12 protein-coding genes and 1 pseudogene are annotated in these 16,267 nt (G+C 66.7%); 1 reads left to right on the top strand and 12 read right to left on the bottom strand.

From position 1 onward, the window contains the following. Positions 1-6: 6 nt before the first annotated feature. The 10 genes and pseudogenes from AC1DYD_RS28020 to AC1DYD_RS27975 all read right to left on the bottom strand — a co-directional run bounded on the left by AC1DYD_RS28020 (position 7) and on the right by AC1DYD_RS27975 (position 11,388). Positions 7-900: a DMT family transporter gene (locus tag AC1DYD_RS28020; RefSeq protein ID WP_478176021.1), complete on the bottom strand. Its 894-nt coding sequence runs from the start codon at positions 898-900 to the stop codon at positions 7-9. Continuing rightward, on the bottom strand, positions 897-2,141 hold the full coding sequence (locus tag AC1DYD_RS28015) for a Zn-dependent hydrolase (RefSeq protein WP_478176020.1): 1,245 nt from the start codon (positions 2,139-2,141) through the stop codon (positions 897-899). The genes AC1DYD_RS28020 and AC1DYD_RS28015 overlap by 4 nt, the downstream gene beginning before the upstream one ends. Next, a complete protein-coding gene (locus AC1DYD_RS28010; RefSeq protein WP_478176019.1) occupies positions 2,138-3,175 on the bottom strand; it encodes a histone deacetylase family protein in 1,038 nt (345 codons plus the stop codon). Before AC1DYD_RS28010 ends, AC1DYD_RS28015 begins: the two co-directional genes overlap by 4 nt. Before the next feature lie 2 nt (positions 3,176-3,177). Beyond that, positions 3,178-4,557, bottom strand: coding sequence for an aspartate aminotransferase family protein (locus AC1DYD_RS28005; RefSeq protein WP_478176051.1), 1,380 nt, complete (start codon positions 4,555-4,557; stop codon positions 3,178-3,180). A 96-nt stretch (positions 4,558-4,653) separates the two neighbouring features. After that, a pseudogene (locus AC1DYD_RS28000) lies at positions 4,654-5,184 on the bottom strand (NAD(P)-dependent oxidoreductase); the annotation flags it as partial. 296 nt (positions 5,185-5,480) lie between these two features. Further along, complete coding sequence (locus tag AC1DYD_RS27995) at positions 5,481-7,115, bottom strand: ABC transporter ATP-binding protein (RefSeq protein ID WP_478176050.1); 1,635 nt, start codon at positions 7,113-7,115, stop codon at positions 5,481-5,483. A 2-nt stretch (positions 7,116-7,117) separates the two neighbouring features. Beyond that, positions 7,118-7,960 carry an ABC transporter permease gene (locus AC1DYD_RS27990; protein ID WP_478176018.1) on the bottom strand — a complete coding sequence of 281 codons (843 nt, stop codon included), beginning with the start codon at positions 7,958-7,960 and terminating at the stop codon, positions 7,118-7,120. A 12-nt stretch (positions 7,961-7,972) separates the two neighbouring features. Further along, a complete protein-coding gene (locus AC1DYD_RS27985; RefSeq protein ID WP_478176017.1) occupies positions 7,973-8,947 on the bottom strand; it encodes an ABC transporter permease in 975 nt (324 codons plus the stop codon). A gap of 69 nt (positions 8,948-9,016) precedes the next feature. After that, the gene (locus AC1DYD_RS27980) at positions 9,017-10,579 is read right to left on the bottom strand and encodes an ABC transporter substrate-binding protein (protein WP_478176016.1); all 1,563 of its coding nucleotides are present in this window, start codon (positions 10,577-10,579) and stop codon (positions 9,017-9,019) included. Positions 10,580-10,629: 50 nt separating this feature from the next. Continuing rightward, positions 10,630-11,388 (bottom strand): class II aldolase/adducin family protein, encoded by a 759-nt coding sequence (locus tag AC1DYD_RS27975; RefSeq protein WP_478176015.1) that lies wholly within the window; start codon positions 11,386-11,388, stop codon positions 10,630-10,632. Positions 11,389-12,043: 655 nt separating this feature from the next. On the opposite strand from AC1DYD_RS27975, the gene bglX reads away from it, so the two are divergent. Then, entirely contained in the window at positions 12,044-14,341 is a 2,298-nt protein-coding gene (bglX, locus tag AC1DYD_RS27970) for a beta-glucosidase BglX (protein ID WP_478176049.1), read from the top strand. Positions 14,342-14,649: 308 nt separating this feature from the next. Here the strand turns inward: bglX and AC1DYD_RS27965 are convergent, their stop codons facing one another. Together AC1DYD_RS27965 and AC1DYD_RS27960 are read right to left on the bottom strand one after the other, a co-directional pair. Continuing rightward, positions 14,650-15,798: an ABC transporter substrate-binding protein gene (locus tag AC1DYD_RS27965; protein WP_478176014.1), complete on the bottom strand. Its 1,149-nt coding sequence runs from the start codon at positions 15,796-15,798 to the stop codon at positions 14,650-14,652. An 8-nt stretch (positions 15,799-15,806) separates the two neighbouring features. After that, a complete protein-coding gene (locus AC1DYD_RS27960) occupies positions 15,807-16,226 on the bottom strand; it encodes a hypothetical protein (protein ID WP_478176013.1) in 420 nt (139 codons plus the stop codon). Between the last annotated feature and the right edge of the window lie 41 nt (positions 16,227-16,267).

The following is a 16,267-nucleotide window of genomic DNA, read 5'->3' as shown; positions in this document are numbered from 1 at the left end:
TGCGCATCATGCCGTGCGCCGCGCGCGCGCCAAGTACCCCCCGGCCACGGCGATCAGCGCCATGCCGCCCAGCGCCAGGGCGTCCGGCGGACGCTGGAACCACAGCGTGCTGATCAGCACGGCCAGCAGCAGCTGCACATAGTTCAGCGGTCCCAATGTGGCGGCTCCGGCGCGGCTGAACGCGGCCAGCAGCAAAAGCTGAGCGCCCGCGCTGATGGCGCCGCCGGCAATGAGCAGGGCCATGGCGGGCCAACTCGGCAGCGCGACATGGGGCTGGAACAGCGCCGGTAGGCTGGTCACCACCAGGCACACCAGGGCCATGTGGGCGTACTGCGCAGGCCCCGGCACCAGGCCCGAGAGGCGGCGCGTGAGCACCTGGAACAGCGCGTAGCAGACCGCCGACACGGCCATCAGCAGCGTGCCCGCCAGCGGCAGGCTGCCGCCCGGACGCACGATGCACAACATGCCCGCAAAGCCCAGCAGCAGGGCCGTCCACTGCGCGCGGCTCACGCGCTCGCCCAGCAGCCAGGGCGACATCGCCACCATGATGAGCGGCGCCGTGAAGTAAATGGCCGTGGCCTCGGCCAGCGGCATGGTGACCAGAGCCGCCATGAAGCAGGTGGCGACGACGGCCAGCGCCCCGCTGCGCAGTGCCAGCAGCTTCTGGTGCGGCTGGCGCCACACGCGCAAGTCGCCATGGCGCAGCAGCAACACCAACGCCACGGCGCTGACAGCGATGTAGCGCGCCAGGTTCACCACCGTGGGCGGGTAGCTGGCCACCATCTGCTTGGCAAACGCGTCATAGCCGGCGAACAGCACCAGCGCGCACAGGAAGATGCCGATGCCGGCGAACGTGGTGTCGCCGCGCGGCAGGCGGGCCGTGGTTGGGATGGCGCTCATCGTGCTTGCGCGAGCATCGTCGCCAGCAGCACGTTGGCGCCCGCCTCCAGGTGGCGCGGATCGGCGTCTTCCACCTCGTTGTGGCTGATGCCGTCCTTGCAGGGCACGAAGATCATGGCGGTTGGCACGCAACGCGCCATGTAGACCGCGTCATGGCCGGCGCCGGTCACGATGTCGCGCTGCGTGATGCCACGCGCGACGGCTTCGCTGCGCACGCGTTCGACGAGTGCGCCATCGAACGGTGTGGGTGGGAACTGCTGCACGTCCACGATGCCCACCTGCACCGGCGTGCCGGTGGTCAGGCCTGCGGCCAGCGCGTCGGCGGCGGCGCGAAAGCGCTGTTCCATCTGGTGCAGCAGGTCGGCGTCTTCATGGCGCAGGTCCACCGTGAAGTTCACGCGCCCCGGGATCACGTTGCGCGAGGCGGGGTGCAAGTTGACCACGCCCACCGTGCCACGGCCCAGCGGTGCGAAGGCCGGTTCGTTTGCGATGTCCACCACCGTCTGCATCAGGTGCGTGGCGGCGTAAAGCGCGTCGCGCCGCAGCGCCATGGGCGTGGGGCCGGCGTGGGCCTCCATGCCGGTCACCGTCACGTCGTACCAGCGCAGGCCCAGCGAGCCGGTGACCACGCCAACAACGGTCTGCTCGGCCTCCAGGATGGGGCCTTGTTCGATGTGCGCTTCCAGGTAGCAGGCAGCCTGCACCGTTCCGATGGGCGCGCTGCCGGCGTAGCCGATGGCGGCGAGTTCGTCACGCACGGCCAGGCCGTCCCCGTCGGTGGCGGCCAGCGCCGTCTCCAGCGGGAAGACGCCGCAGTGCACGCCCGAGCCCATCATCACCGGCACGAAGCGCGAGCCTTCCTCGTTGGTCCAGATCGCCAGCGCCAGCGGGGCCTCGGTGTCGATGCCGTGGTCGTTCAGCGTGCGCATGACTTCCAGGCCGGCCATCACGCCGTAGCAGCCGTCGAAGCGCCCGCCCGTGGGCTGGGTGTCGATGTGGCTGCCGGTCATGACCGGCTGGCGCGACGGGTCACGCCCCGGACGCACGCCGAAGATGTTGCCCACCTGGTCGACCGTGATCGTCAGGCCGGCCTCGCGCATCCAGCCCACCACCAGGTCGCGGCCCTGGCCGTCGAGCGCGCTCAGCGCCAGCCGGCAGTTGCCTCCCTTGGGCGTGGCACCGATGCGGGCCAGGTCCATCAGGCTCTGCCAGAGGCGGTCGCCGTTCACGCTCATCGTCATGCCTGCAGCCCTTCCAGGAAAGCATCGAGCGCGGCGCCGATGGCCTCGACCATGTAGCCACCCTCCTGCACCACCACCGTGGGCAGGTCCAGTGTGCGCACGCGAGCGCCGGCCAGCCGGAACGCCTCCATGTCGAGCTTGAGCACGCTGAGGGGGTCATCTTTGTAGGTGTCGAAGCCCAGCGGCATCACCAGCGCCTGCGGCTGGAAGCGCTCGATAGCGGCCACGGCCTTACCCAGCGCCTGTGCGAATTCGGCGTTGCCGCTGCCGTGGGCCAGCGGCAGGTTGAGGTTGCAGCCTTCGCCCTCCCCCGCGCCGCATTCGTGCGCATAGCCGGTGTACCAGGGGTAATAGCCGGCCGGGTCGGCGTGGATGGAGGCGGTCAGCACGTCGCCACGGTCGTAGAAGATCTGCTGCGTGCCGTCGCCGTGGTGGGCGTCGATGTCGAGAACGGCCACGCGGGCGTGGCGCTGGCGCAGCGTGGCGGCGGCAATGGCGCTGTTGTTCACGTAGCAGAAGCCTGCCGCGCGCGCATGCTGGGCGTGGTGGCCCGAAGGCCGGCACAGCGCGTAGGCGATGCCGCCCGCATCGCGCACGGTCTCGGCGGCGGCCAGCGCGGCGTGGGCCGAACGCAGCACCGATCGCCAGGTGTTCGGGCCGATGGGGCAGGACAGGTCGCCGATATACCAGCCCGTCTGTGCCAACACCGAGGGCGATGGGCAGGCCCCCCGGCGTGGGCCGTGCGGCGACATGTTGGGCAGCACTTCGATGCCGGGCTCGAGCCCCCAGGCGCCGGCCTTCTGCCAGCGCGCGAACGCGGTTTCCAGGTAGTCCAGGTAGTCACTGCTGTGTACGAGCTCCAGCGCGGCGCGGCCGGCCTCGGGCGGTACGCTGACCGCGATGCCGCGCGCGTCCAGCGCACCCTTCAGCGCCTCCGCCCGCGTGGGCAGATCGGTCGGTTTGCAGATGCGGCCCAGACGCATGTACTGCTGCGGGTCGTGCAGCAACTGGTCGTCGGAGAAGAAGGCTTGCATGGTCAACCTTTCAGTTCGGCGTCGAAGCGGTCCATCGCACGCGTGAGGCGCGCGAACAGGTCAGCCATTTCCGCATCGCTGATGATCAGTGGCGGGCACAGGCCGATGCTGTCGCCCATGGCGCGCACGATCAGGCCTTCTTCCAGCGCCAGCGCCGCGAAGCGGTAGCCGGCCTTGCGCTCGAGCGCGAACGGCGTGCGCGCGGCCTTGTCGGCCATCAGTTCGATGGCGCCGATCAGGCCCACGCCGCGCACGTTGCCAACCCATGGCCGATCGGCCAATGCGCGCAGCCCGGCCTGGAAAGCCGGCGCCAGTGCGCGCACGCGGTCGACGATGCCGTCGTCCTCGTAGACCTTCAGGGTCTCCAGCGCCACGGCGCAGGCCACCGGGTGGCCTGAGTAGGTGTAGCCGTGGCCGAAGGTGCCGAGCTTGCCGCTGTTGGCGGCAATCGCGCTGTGCACCTTGTCGTTGACCATTACGGCCGAGATCGGCACGTAGCCCGACGATAGCGCCTTGGCACAGGTCAGGATGTCGGGCTGGATGCCGAAGGTGGTGCTGCCGAACATGTTGCCGGTGCGGCCGAAACCGCAGATCACCTCGTCAACGATCATCAGCACGCCGTGCTTGCGCAGCACCGCCTGCACCTTCTCGAAATAGCCGGCCGGCGGCACCAGCACCCCGCCCGCACCCATCACGGGCTCGGCGATGAAGGCGGCCACGGTCTCGGGGCCTTCGGCCAGGATGGTCTGCTCCAGTTGCGCGGCCAGGCGTGTGGAGAAGTCCTGCTCGGTCTCGCCGGGTTGGGCATGGCGGTAGTGGTGCGGGCAGTCCACGTGCAGGAAGCGGGCGGGCGCGGTCGCCAGGGGCAGGTCGAAGTCGCGGTGGTTGCCCTCCAGCCCGCCCATGCTGGCGGCGGCCACCGTCACACCGTGGTAGGCATTGCGCCGCGCGATGATCTTCTTGCGCTGCGGTTGGCCAATGGCGTTGTGGTAGTACCAGACCATCTTGGCCGCGCTGTCGTTCGCCTCCGATCCCGAGTTGGCGAAGAACACGCGGGCCATGGGCACGGGCGCCACGGCCAGCAGGCGCTCGGCCAGATCGGCCACGGCCACGTTGGTTCGCTGGTTGAACGTGTGGTAGTAGGGCAGGGTCTTGAGCGCCTGCGTGCCCGCCTCGGCCAGACGCTGGTTGGAAAAACCCAGCGAGGCGCACCACAGGCCCGACATGGCCTCCAGGTAGCGCTTGCCCTGGTCGTCGATCACGTGGATGCCGTCGCCCCTCACGATGACCACGGGCGGCGTCTGCGGCAGCGCGGCGAGGTTGGTGTAGGAGTGCAGATGCGTGGCGACGTCCTTGTCGCCGGTGCTCAGGGTGTCGGTCATGGGCTGTTGTTGGTGTGCTCGGGCGCTCAGGCGCGCCAGGTTGTCATGGGTCTGGCGCGCGATGGTTTCGGGGCCGGTGCGCGTGGCGATGTGGGGCGTGACGGTGATGCGCGGGTGGTGCCAGAACGGGTGGCTGCCGGGCAGCGGCTCTTCCACGAAGGCGTCCAGCACGGCCGAAATGATCTGGCCGCTCTCCAGCGCGTCCAGCAGATCCGCCTGCACGAGGTGCGCGCCCCGGCCGGCATTGATCAGCCGCGCGCCTCGCGGCAGTTGTGCGAACAGATCGGCGTTCAGGATGCCGCGCGTGTCCTCGGTCAGCGGCAGCAGGCAGACCAGCGTGTCGCAGCCGGCCAGGAACTTCGCGCGGTCCGCGTCGCCGTGGAAAGCCTCCACGCCCTCGGGCAGACCGCTCTTGGGCGTGCGGCTCCAGCCGCGCACGCGGTAGCCGATGGCGGCCAGCGCGCGAGCGGCCGACTGCCCGAGCACACCCAGGCCGGCAATGCCCACGCAGTGCAGGCCAGGCGGCACGACCGGCGCCTCCTGCCACGCGGCGCGGCGCTGGCTCTCCAGGTAGCCGCCCATGTGCCGCTGGCCATGCACCACGGCCCAGGCCACATAAGCGTTCATGCCGTCGGCCATGTCGGCATCGACGATGCGGCAGATCGGCACGTCAGGCAGGGCCGGGTCGCGCGTGATGTGGTCGGTGCCGGCGCCGACGGACTGCACCAGCCGCAGGCGCGGCATGCGCGCCAGCAGGCCGGGCGGGGGCGACCAGCAGACCACGGCGTCGATCTGTGTCAGCGCGTCCAGCTCCTGCACCTCGGTGTCGATGCGGAGCAACCGGGCGTGCGGAAAGCGCGCGCGCAAGGCGGGCTGCAGGTAAGCCATGGCGATCTGGTCTGAGACCAGGGCGATGTTCAAGCTCATGCTGTGGCTGCCTCCACGGCCGCTGCCGACAACCTCGGCTGCGCTTCGATCAGCGTGCGCGTGTAGGCATGCTGCGGGTTGGCCAGCACCTTGGCGGTCTCGCCGTATTCGACAATCTGGCCGCGCTGCATCACGGCGATGTGGTCGCACATCTCGCCAGCCACGCGCAGATCGTGCGTGATAAAGACCATGGCCAGCTGGAAGCGCTCGCGCACCTCGGCAAACAGCTTGAGCACCTGGGCCTGCACGGACACGTCGAGCGCCGACACCGGCTCGTCGGCCACCAACAACTGCGGCTCCATGGCCAGCGCGCGGGCGATGCCGATGCGCTGGCGCTGCCCGCCCGACAACTCGTGCGGAAAACGGTCCAGCGCCTCCGGGCCCAGGCCGACCAGTTGCAGCAGATCGGCCGCATGGGCCATCGCCTTTTCCTTTGACAAGCCTTGCGCCATGGGACCCTGCGCGATGGCCGCGCCGACGCGGTGGCGTGGGTTCAGCGAGGCGTATGGGTCCTGGAACACCATCTGGATCTTGCCCTGCGCCTCGGCGCGAAACCGCGCGCCCGACTGCAGCACACGGCCCTTGAACAGCACGCGCCCACTGTCGAACGGCTCCAGACCCACGATGCAGCGGCCCACGGTGGATTTGCCCGAGCCAGACTCGCCAACCAGACCCAGCGTCTCGCCCTTGCGCAGGTCGAAGTTCAGGCCCTTGGCCGCCTCGACGCGACGCCCCTTCTTGAAGAGACTGCCGCCGGTCACATAGGTCTTGCGCAGGTCCTGCACCTGCAGCACGTGGTCCACCGGCCGGTCTTGTGTCGGCTGGCGCACCTGGCCGTTCGGGATGGCGGCGATCAGCTTGCGCGTGTAGGCGTGCTGCGGGCGCGCCAGCACGGCGGCAGCAGGGCCGGCTTCGACCACCTGGCCGGTCTGCATCACAACCACATGGTCGGCGATTTCGGACACCACGCCGAAGTCGTGCGTGATAAACAGCACCGCCGTGCCCCTGCGCTGCTGCAGCTCACGGACAAGCTTGAGGATCTGCGCCTGCGTGGTCACGTCCAGCGCGGTGGTGGGCTCGTCGCAGATCAGCAGGATCGGCTCCAGCACCAGCGCGCAAGCGATCATCACGCGCTGGCGCTGGCCGCCCGAGAGGCGAAACGGGTAGCTGTCGATCAGCAGTTCGGGTTCGGGCAGCCCCACGTCGGCCAGGGCCGCAAGGATGCGCTGGCGCTTCTCGGCGCCCGAGAGGTTCACGTGCGCGTCGAACACCTCGGCGATCTGGTCGCCGATGCGCATGACCGGGTTGAGCGCCGTCATGGGTTCCTGGAACACCATGCCGATGCGCCGGCCGCGCAGCGTGCGCAACTGGGCTTCATTGAGTTGCAGCAGGTCTTGCCCGTCGAACAGGATGCGGCCGGCCACCGGCTCCACATTCGGGCGTGGCAGCAGGCCCATGATGGCGTTGGCGACCATGGATTTGCCCGAGCCGGACTCGCCCACCACGCACAGCGTCTGGCCCGGCAGCAATTGAAGCGAAGCACCCTGCACTGCCAGTTCGCGGTCGCCGCCAGCGGGCAGCCGGATGTCCAGGTCCTGAACGTCGAGCACCGGGGGCGTGATCTTTTCCATCTTCATTTTCCCCTCCCATCGGCGCGTGCGTTGAGTCCATCGTTCAAGCCTTCGCCGACCAGATTCAGCGCCAGTACCGTGAGCAGGATGGCGATGCCGGGGAACACCGCCATCCACCAGGCCTGGCGCAGCACCGTGCGCGCCGAGCCGACCATGTAGCCCCAACTCATCTGGTTCGGGTCGCCCAGGCCCAGGAAGCTCAACGACGATTCGAGCAGGATGGCCGTGGCCACCATCAGCGAGGCCATCACCACGATGGGCGATGCGGCATTTGGCAGAATTTGCGTGAGGATGATGCGCGGCGTGGACTGGCCCGCGAGCTGAGCCGCGGCCACGAAGTCGCGCTGTCGCAGCGTCAGGAATTCGCTGCGCACGAGGCGCGCCACCGGCGGCCACGACACCACCGCGATGGCCACCACGATGGACTGCACCGAGGGTTCGAAGATCGCGACCAGCACAATGGCCAACGCGAAGCTGGGGATCGCCTGGAACAACTCGGTGAAGCGCATCAGCGTGGTGTCGACCCAGCCGCCGAAGTAACCGGAAATGGCACCGATGGAGACGCCGATCAGCAGCGAGACCACGGTGGACACCACCCCGATCAACAGCGAGACGCGAGCGCCGGCCACGATGCCGGACAGGATGTCGCGGCCCATGGTGTCGGTGCCCAGCAGCATGCCCTCAGCAGCCAGCGGTCTGGCGAACGGCATGCCGACCATGTCCCAGGGGGCGTGCTGGGCAATGAAGGGGCCGAGCGCGGTGAGCATTGCCACCAGCATCAGCACGATGAGTCCGAACACGGCGCCCTTGTTGCGGCAATAGCGCCGCCAGAACTTGCTTTTCATGGGTGGGGTTCCTCAGCTCAGCTCGATGCGTGGATCGACCAGCGTGTAGATGAAATCGGTGATCAGGTTGAACAGCACGGCCATGGCCGCGGTGAACAGGAAGCAACCGAGTAGCAGGTTGTAGTCGCGCTGCAGCAGCGCGTCGAACATCAGGCGGCCGATGCCAGGCCAGGCGAAGACGGTCTCAGTCAGCACGGCGCCGCCGATCATGCCGCCGGCCTGAATACCGGCCAGCGTGACCACCGGCAGCAGTGCGTTGCGCAGGATGTGCTTGCGCTGGATGCGGCCGGGCGGCACGCCCTTGGCTCGTGCGGTCTTCACGAAGTCCATCTGCGCCACCTCCAGCATGGCAGCACGCGTCATGCGGGCATAGACGGCCATGTAAAACAGGCCCAGCGTCCCGGCGGGAAGGATCAGGTGCTTGGCGATGTCGAGCACCTTGGCCACGCCTTTCAGGTCAGCGCCGACGGTGAAGAAGCCAAAGGCTGGCAGCAGGTCCAGCTGCACGGTGAACAGCAGCACGGCCATCATGGCCAGCCAATACAGCGGCGTGGCGTAGAAGACCAGCGCCACCACGGTGATGGCACTGTCCAGCCCCTTGCCGGCATGGCGGCTGGCCAGCGCACCCAGGCCGATGCCCATGGCCAGCGACAGCACGAAGGCGGTGCCGGTCAGCAGCAGCGTGGCTGGCAACCGATCCAGGATCAGGTCCACCACGGGTTGCTGCTGGCGGTACGAGAAGCCCAGATCCAGCTTGAGCACGTGGCCGAGGTAGTTGAACAGTTGAACGGGCAGCGACTGGTCCAGCCCGAACTGCGCGCGCAACTGCGCCACGAACTGCGGGTCGGAGGCCCCGGACTCGCCGGCCATGATGGCCACCGGGTCACCCGGCGCGGCCCGCACCAGCATGAAATTGACGGTCGCTATCACCAGCAGGGCCAATAGGCCTTGCATCAATCGCACGGACATGAACTGGAGTCGTTTCATTGCAAGCTCGGGTATCGGGCATGCAGCGGCCTGGCCTGGCCAGGCCACCACATGCGGAGGACGGAAAGTTCAGGCCACCTTGATGCGACCGAGGCTGTCGTTGAGGCCGATGCCGGAGGAGACGATGTTCTGGATCTTGCCGCGGTACAGCGTGGGGAAGTTGATCTCGTGCAGCCATGCCACGGGCACTTCATCCACCAGAATCTTCTGCACTTCCAGATACAGGGCACGGCGCTTGACCGGGTCGCCCTCGCGCGCACCGGCGGCGAACAGCTCGTCGACCTTGGGGTTCACGTAGCCGCCCACGTTGTTGAACGGCGAGCCCTTGGCGATGTTGTCGCTGGTGTAGTTGCGGCCCACGCCCAAGGCCGGGTCACCGTACTGGTAGACGTAGGTGAACGCCATGTCGAAGTCCCACTCGTTGTTGCGCTGGTTCCAGCCGGCTACGTCGGTGGCGACCATCTCGATCTTGATGCCGGCCTGCGTGAGGTTCTGGCGCACGATCTCGGCCTGGCGCTGCCAGGATTCGCCGTAAGGCAGCGGCAGAAGGCGGATGGTCTCACCCTTGTAGCCCGACTCGGCTAACAGCGCCTTGGCCTTGGCCAGGTCGCGCGGGTACTTGGTCACCGCGTCGCTGGCGAAGGCAATGTGGCTGTTGAACGGGCCGGTGGCCGGCTTGGCAAAGCCGTACCAGGCGATCTTGGCCATGGCTTCGCGGTCGATGGCGGTCCACACGGCCTGGCGGAACTTCACGTTGTTCATCGGCGCGGTGCGGTTGTTCAGCCACAGCCAGCTGTGCGGCGCGAAGAACTCCCAGCCCTTGGTGGTCACGGCGGCGCCCGGCAGCTTGGACAAGCGGTCCACGTCGAAGTACTCCACCGTGCCGCCCGGCGCGATGTCGACCTTGCCTGATTCGAAGGCCGCAGCGCGCGCGGCGCCGTCGGGAATCACGTGAAAGTACACGCTCTCCACGCTGACGACGCCGGCCTGGTGATAGTTCTCGTTGGCCACCAGGTGGATGTAGCTGCCCCGGGCCCATTCCTTGAACTTCAGCGGGCCGGTGCCGATGGGTGTGGCGTTGGCCGGGTTGGTCAGGAAATCGGTGCCTTCATAGATGTGCTTGGGCACCATAGGCATGGTGCCGTTCTCGAAGATGCCCATGAAGGGGCCGAACGGCTGCTTGAGCTTGAACTCCACCGTCAGCGTGTCCAGCGCCTTGATCGATTCCACGTTCGCCAAGCTGGCGCGGAAGCGCGCGTGTGTCTTGCGCAGGAACACATCACACGAGAACACCACGTCGGCCGAGGTGAAGGGCTTGCCGTCGTGCCACTTCACATTGGGTTTGAGCTTGAAGACGTAGGTCTTGGCATCGGGGCTGACTGTCCACGAGGTGGCCAGCTGAGGCTGCGGCTCCAGCTTTTCGTTGTAGCGCAGCAGGCCTTCGTAGATGTTGCCTGAGATCAACTGCGTGGGGCCGTTCTGCACGATGCCCATCATCAGGCCGGTCGGCTCGGGCTGCACCAGCACGTTGACGACACCCTTTTTGGCCTGGGCCAGACTGTGCAGGGGCACTCCAGCGATGGACAAGCCGAGGGCGGCGGAGCTGGCTTGAAGCAAATGGCGGCGTTGCATGAGAGGAGGTCCTTTCACTTTTTCGTGTGGGGTGGGGGGGGGAGATGCGGTCAGTCTCGGAATGAAGCGATGGTCGGCGGCTCCAGCCGCTGCAGCAGCGCGCGCCATTCACGCGCGTAGGGGTCGGTGGGCGCAGCGGACAGCCGGTTGGTGTCGCCGCTTTCGTACTGGCTTGCGGTCAGCTCGCAGACCGCTTCGGGCACCGGGTTCACGGGCTGACCCGTGCCCTGGATGGCCACCTGCACGCGGCAGGCGCGCTCCAGGTTGTGCATCAGGATGAAGGCCTCGGCCACGCTGCGACCCAGCGTGACTAGGCCGTGGTTGCGCAGGATCAGTGCGCAGGAGGTGGGCCCCAGATCGGCCACCAGGCGTTCGCGCTCCTCGTGGTTCAGCGCGATGCCTTCGAAGCTGTGGTAGGTGACCCGGTTGTGGAACTGCAGCGCCCACTGGTTGCAGGGCTGCAGGCCGCCGGTCAGCGACGACACGGCCACGCCAGCCACGGTGTGGGTGTGCAGCACGCACACCGCGTCATGCCGCGCCGCGTGTACAGCGCTGTGGATGGTGAAGCCGGCCGGGTTCACATCGTGGCCGTTGGGCTCCACGACGTTGCCGTCCAGATCAATCTTGACCAGCGATGACGCGGTGATGTCGCGAAACAACATGCCAAACGGGTTGATCAGAAACTGATCGTCGGCGCCCGGCACGCGTGCCGAGATGTGGGTGTAGATGCTGTCGTCCAGGCCGTACAGCGCCACCAGGCGGTAGGCGGCGGCCAAGTCTTCGCGGACCTCGCGTTCGGCAGCGGACATGGGCGATCCGACCACGTTGGCGGAGCCGGGGCGGACGGGAGAAGCAATGGCGTTCAAGGTGTTTTTCCTGCATATCTGTCGCCTGTCGACAGAAGACAGGTGACATTACGCAGGTTGCATGCCAACCCATCCATGGGTGAAATCCCTGAATCCGACACAAAAACGCCCTCCGGATGCGCAATGGGCGCACCAATAAGTCGCATGAAAGGGCTTGATCGGGTGCGCCAGCAATACGGCTTGCCGGTGGGCGCGTCGAAACATGCCCGCAGCCTCGATGAGATCCGCACGCCCTGCCCTAAGTAAATTGACGGCTTGAACTCAAAGGCGCAGCCGGCACGGAAAGCAGGCTTGTGGGCGTTAGTCCAACCAGTTCTCTCATCACTTGTAGTGCGCACAGAACTGCGTGTAGCGCCAGGTGCGGCCCTCGGGGTGGGCGGCCACGTATTCCTGCCACAGGAGCATGAGCGTCATGCCCTTGCGGTCGAGCTCCTGATGGAGCCATTTCAGATGTTCCCGATCCGACGAATTTCGGGTGGAGCTCGTCATCCTCACGTATCAAACCTGCAAGCGGCACGATGAAGAGATTTGGCCCCCCACCTGGGGCATCGATGCGTTAGTCTTGGTTTCCGCTCAGAGCCCACCGAAAGCCGCAGCGATGAAGACGCCTTGGTTGCTGGGCCTGCTCGCCGGCTTGGCCACGCCGATGGCGATGGCTCAGCCCAACCCCGCCCTGCTGGGCAACAAGGGTGCGTTCATCGCCGATGTACTGCGGCAGATGACACTTGATGAAAAGATTGGCCAGCTTCGCCTCATCAGCTTCGGCCCGCTGTTGTCGGCGCCGCAGCTTGCTGAGGAAGTGGCCGCCGGCCGCGTCGGTGGCTCCTTCGGCGTCGTCAGTCGCCCAGAGCAGCGTCCACTTCAGGAAGCGGCGATGCAACAGAGCCGGATGAAGATCCCGTTGCTTTTTGCATACGACGTGATCCATGGCCACCGCACCACCTTCCCGATCGGCCTCGGCCTCGCGTCGAGCTGGGATGTGGAAGCGGTTCGGCTGACCGCGCGCGTCGCCGCGCAAGAGGCCAGCGCCGACGGCATCGATTTCACGTTTGCGCCGACCGTCGACATCGCCCGCGACCCCCGCTGGGGCCGCACCTCGGAAGGTTTCGGTGAAGACCCGTACCTCGTGTCGGAGATGGCGCGCGCGATGGTCAAGGGCTTCCAGAACAATTCGGTCGCCAAGCCGGACAGCCTCATGGCGTCGGTCAAACACTTCGCGCTGTACGGCGCCGTCGAAGGCGGGCGCGACTACAACATCGTCGACATGAGCCCGATGCGCATGTACAACGACTACCTCCCGCCGTACCGCGCGGCCATCGACGCGGGTTCGGGCGGTGTGATGATCGCGCTGAACGCCATCAACGGCGTGCCGGCCGCGGCGAACACCTGGCTGCTGCAGGACCTGCTGCGCAAGGAGTGGGGCTTCAAAGGAGTGACGGTAAGCGACCACGGTGCCATCGCCGAACTGCTACACCACGGGGTGGCGCGTGACGAGGCCGAAGCCGCCAGGCTTGCAATCAAGGCCGGCGTCGACATGAGCATGGCCGACGAGATCTACATCAAAGAGCTGCCCGGCCTGGTGAAGTCGGGCGAGGTCAGCGAAGGCGAGATCGACAACGCAGTGCGTGAGGTGCTGGGCGCCAAGTACGACATCGGACTTTTCCGTGATCCGTTCCTACGCATCGGCAAGGCCGAGGACGACCCGGCAGATCTCAAGGCCGACAGCCGCCTGAATCGCGCGCCGGCGCGTGACGTGGCGCGCAAGTCGATGGTGCTCCTTGAAAACCGCAACCGCACACTGCCGTTGCGCAAGACCGGAACGATCGCGCTGGTCGGACCGCTCGCAGATTCGCAGGTCGACATCCTGGGCGCGTGGTCGGCCCAGGGCGTGCCGGCCTTGGCAGTGACCTTGCGTCAAGGCATGGCGGCAGTGATCGGCGACAAGGCGAGGCTCCTCTTCGCACGCGGCGCGAACGTCACCGAAGACAGATCGATTGTGGACTACATGAATTACCCGAACGGGGAGGCGCAGGAGATCGTGCAGGATGGCCGCATGCCGCAAGAGATGATCGACGAGGCCGTGGCCGCGGCGAAGCAGGCCGACGTGGTCGTGGCTGCCGTGGGCGAGTCGCGCGGCATGTCGCATGAGGCGTCCAGCCGCACGCGCCTCGATTTGCCGGAAAGCCAGCAGGCCTTGTTGAAAGCGCTCAAGGCAACGGGCAAGCCATTGGTGCTGGTGTTGATGAACGGCCGCCCACTGACGCTCGGCTGGGAGAAAGCCAATGCCGACGCGATGCTGGAGACCTGGTTCGCCGGCACCGAAGCCGGCAATGCCATCGCCGATGTGCTCTTCGGCGACGCCAATCCATCGGGGAAGCTGCCGATCTCGCTGCCTCGCTCGGTGGGGCAGATCCCGACGTACTACAACTTCCCGCGCCTCGGCCGGCCTTTCACGCCGGGCAAGCCCGGCAACTACACCTCGCAGTATTTTGACGAACCGCAAGGCGCGCTGTACCCCTTCGGCTATGGCCTGAGCTACACCGACTTCGCACTGTCGAATCTGGCCCTGTCGTCGCGCACGGTGCGAAAGGGCCGTACGGTCGAGGCGAGCGTCACCGTGAAGAACAGCGGCGACCGCGCCGGCGAAGCGGTGGTGCAGCTCTACATCCAGGACGTGGTCGCTTCGGTCGTGCGCCCGGTCAAGGAGCTCAAGGGCTTCCGCAAGCTGATGCTGCAACCGGGCGAGACGCAGGTGGTGCGCTTCCCGATCGGCGAGACGCTGCTGAGCTTCTACAACCAGCAACTCAAGCGCGTCGCGGAACCCGGCACTTTTAACGTGCAGGTGGGGCTCGGCTCACGCGATGTACTGCAGGAGAGTTTCGAACTGCTGCCCTGACTTCTGGAGTGAGGTGCGGGGTCAGCGCCTTGCAGCTTGAAGAAGACTGAATGCAGGAGTAAATAAATGCCCGCCGGTAAGCCGGATGACCTTGAGGCCTGGGCTGTTCGCAGTCCCCCTGCCGGACTCAACGGCTGGTCCCCGGACTACACGTCGGCGGCAACACCGCGCTGACCGTACTTCCGCGCCGAAAGCGCGCTCGGCGGAGAGGTCAGCCGGATGCTCGACGGGGTCTGAGGCACCAGATCCACACGGTCTGTGCGATTCTTAAACGCGCCCAGACCTGGAGCACCCCAAGCTGAGGCGCCCTATTGCTGGATCCTGCCCTCGCTGCTGATGATCGACAGCTCGACATATTTCGAGCCGGCCCTCGCGCCGGGCCTGAACCCGACGACATAACCTCCGAGGTCGTAGTCGTTCATGGCGTTCAGCGCGGCAGTCATTGCTTCGCGCGTGGGTGCGCGTCCCTGCCGCCGCGCTGCCTCGATGATCACGCGGCCGGCGATGTAACCCTCCATCATCACGTAGCTGATCGGCATGTCGAGCTTGTTTGCCTTGGTGATCTCCGCGAACTCCCGAGCGAGGCGGCTGTTGTTCTTGTAGGGGTTTGGCGTGACCTGCGAGATGACGACGCCCTTCATCTGCTCCTCGCCCAGCCGCTGGGACAGCTGCTCGATGTCTGCGCCGGAGTACGCGAACAGTTGCGCCGCGCCACCTTCCATGCGGTAGCGCTCGATAAAGGCCGCCGTGGTGGCGCCGTTGGCCACCATGATGATGGCCTGCGGCGGGGTCTTGAGAAAGGCCGCCACCAAGGTCCCGGCGCTCCTGCTGTCCGGTGCATAAGAGGTGCGAATGACGAAGGCGGCCTTTGCCCGACCGGCCGCCTCGTCGGCCGCGGCGACCACTGCGTCGGCCCCGGCCTCGTGGAGCAGGCCAAGCCGGGTGATGCCCACGGTCGCCAGGTGCTCGGTGAGCTTGGCCAGCTCGTCACGGACGTCGGCCCTCACGTTGAACAGCAGGGGATGCGAGGGCGGAATCCCGGTCGTGCGATAGCCCACGAGCGCCAGGCGCTGCTGGTCCAGAATGCCGGAGGCCAGGAGCGCCGCCAGATTGCGGCTGCCGAAGTAGCCGGCCAGCACGAGCGGGCGTTGCTCCGCGACCAGCTTGCGCGTCAGCTCGACGGTGGACGCGGGCTCGTTGTGATCATCGGCGCGCACGAGCGTGAAGGTATTGCCGTTCACGCCGCCTTGCTTGTTGACGCTGTCGAAAGCGAGCCGCAGGCCAGCTGCGTAGCCCAACCCCTGCTTGGCTTCCAACCCCGTGAGCGGTGCCACTTGCCCGACCACGATGTCGGCAGCGCCGGCGCTCGCCACCATGGCGCTTGCGATGGTGGCCCCCAGAATCCAGCGGGCCAAGGCGCGTCCATTCATCAGCTCCTCCGAAAGACGACCAAGCATGCGTCCCCCTACTCGCCGATCCCGAATCGCTGAAGAAGTGCCGACTTCAGCCGTCTGATCTCCACCATCGCATCAGACTTTGGTGCCTGCTGCCCCGACAAGACCGCGGCAGCTTCAGCCGCAGCATCCCTTGCAATACGGGCATTCAGCGAGCATCGAATCAACTCGCGTTTCCGATCCTTTGCGTCCAAGACGGCGAAGTTTTTCATGAGCACTTCGGCAACTTCAAGCGCCGAAGCTGCCGCAGAGAGCGTCATGTGGATGCCGGCGCGCACACGATTGCCGTAGTCGGTCTCTTCCTTGACGTTCAACTCTTTCTCCTGCTCACAGAGAGGGAGCGTTCCAATGTCGGTAGGAGCGAAGTACGGCACAGCCTGAACGCCATGCTCACGCGCCGAGATCACCTCCTGCAGCGCGACTCTGACCATTTGAACAGTCTCCAGGTCTGGGGATTGCATAGCCGGTTTCA

Source organism: Variovorax sp. P4_B11, from assembly GCF_056402355.1.
The sequence above is the reverse complement of the archived record's forward strand: the minus strand, read 5'-3'. Positions and strand labels throughout refer to the sequence as shown.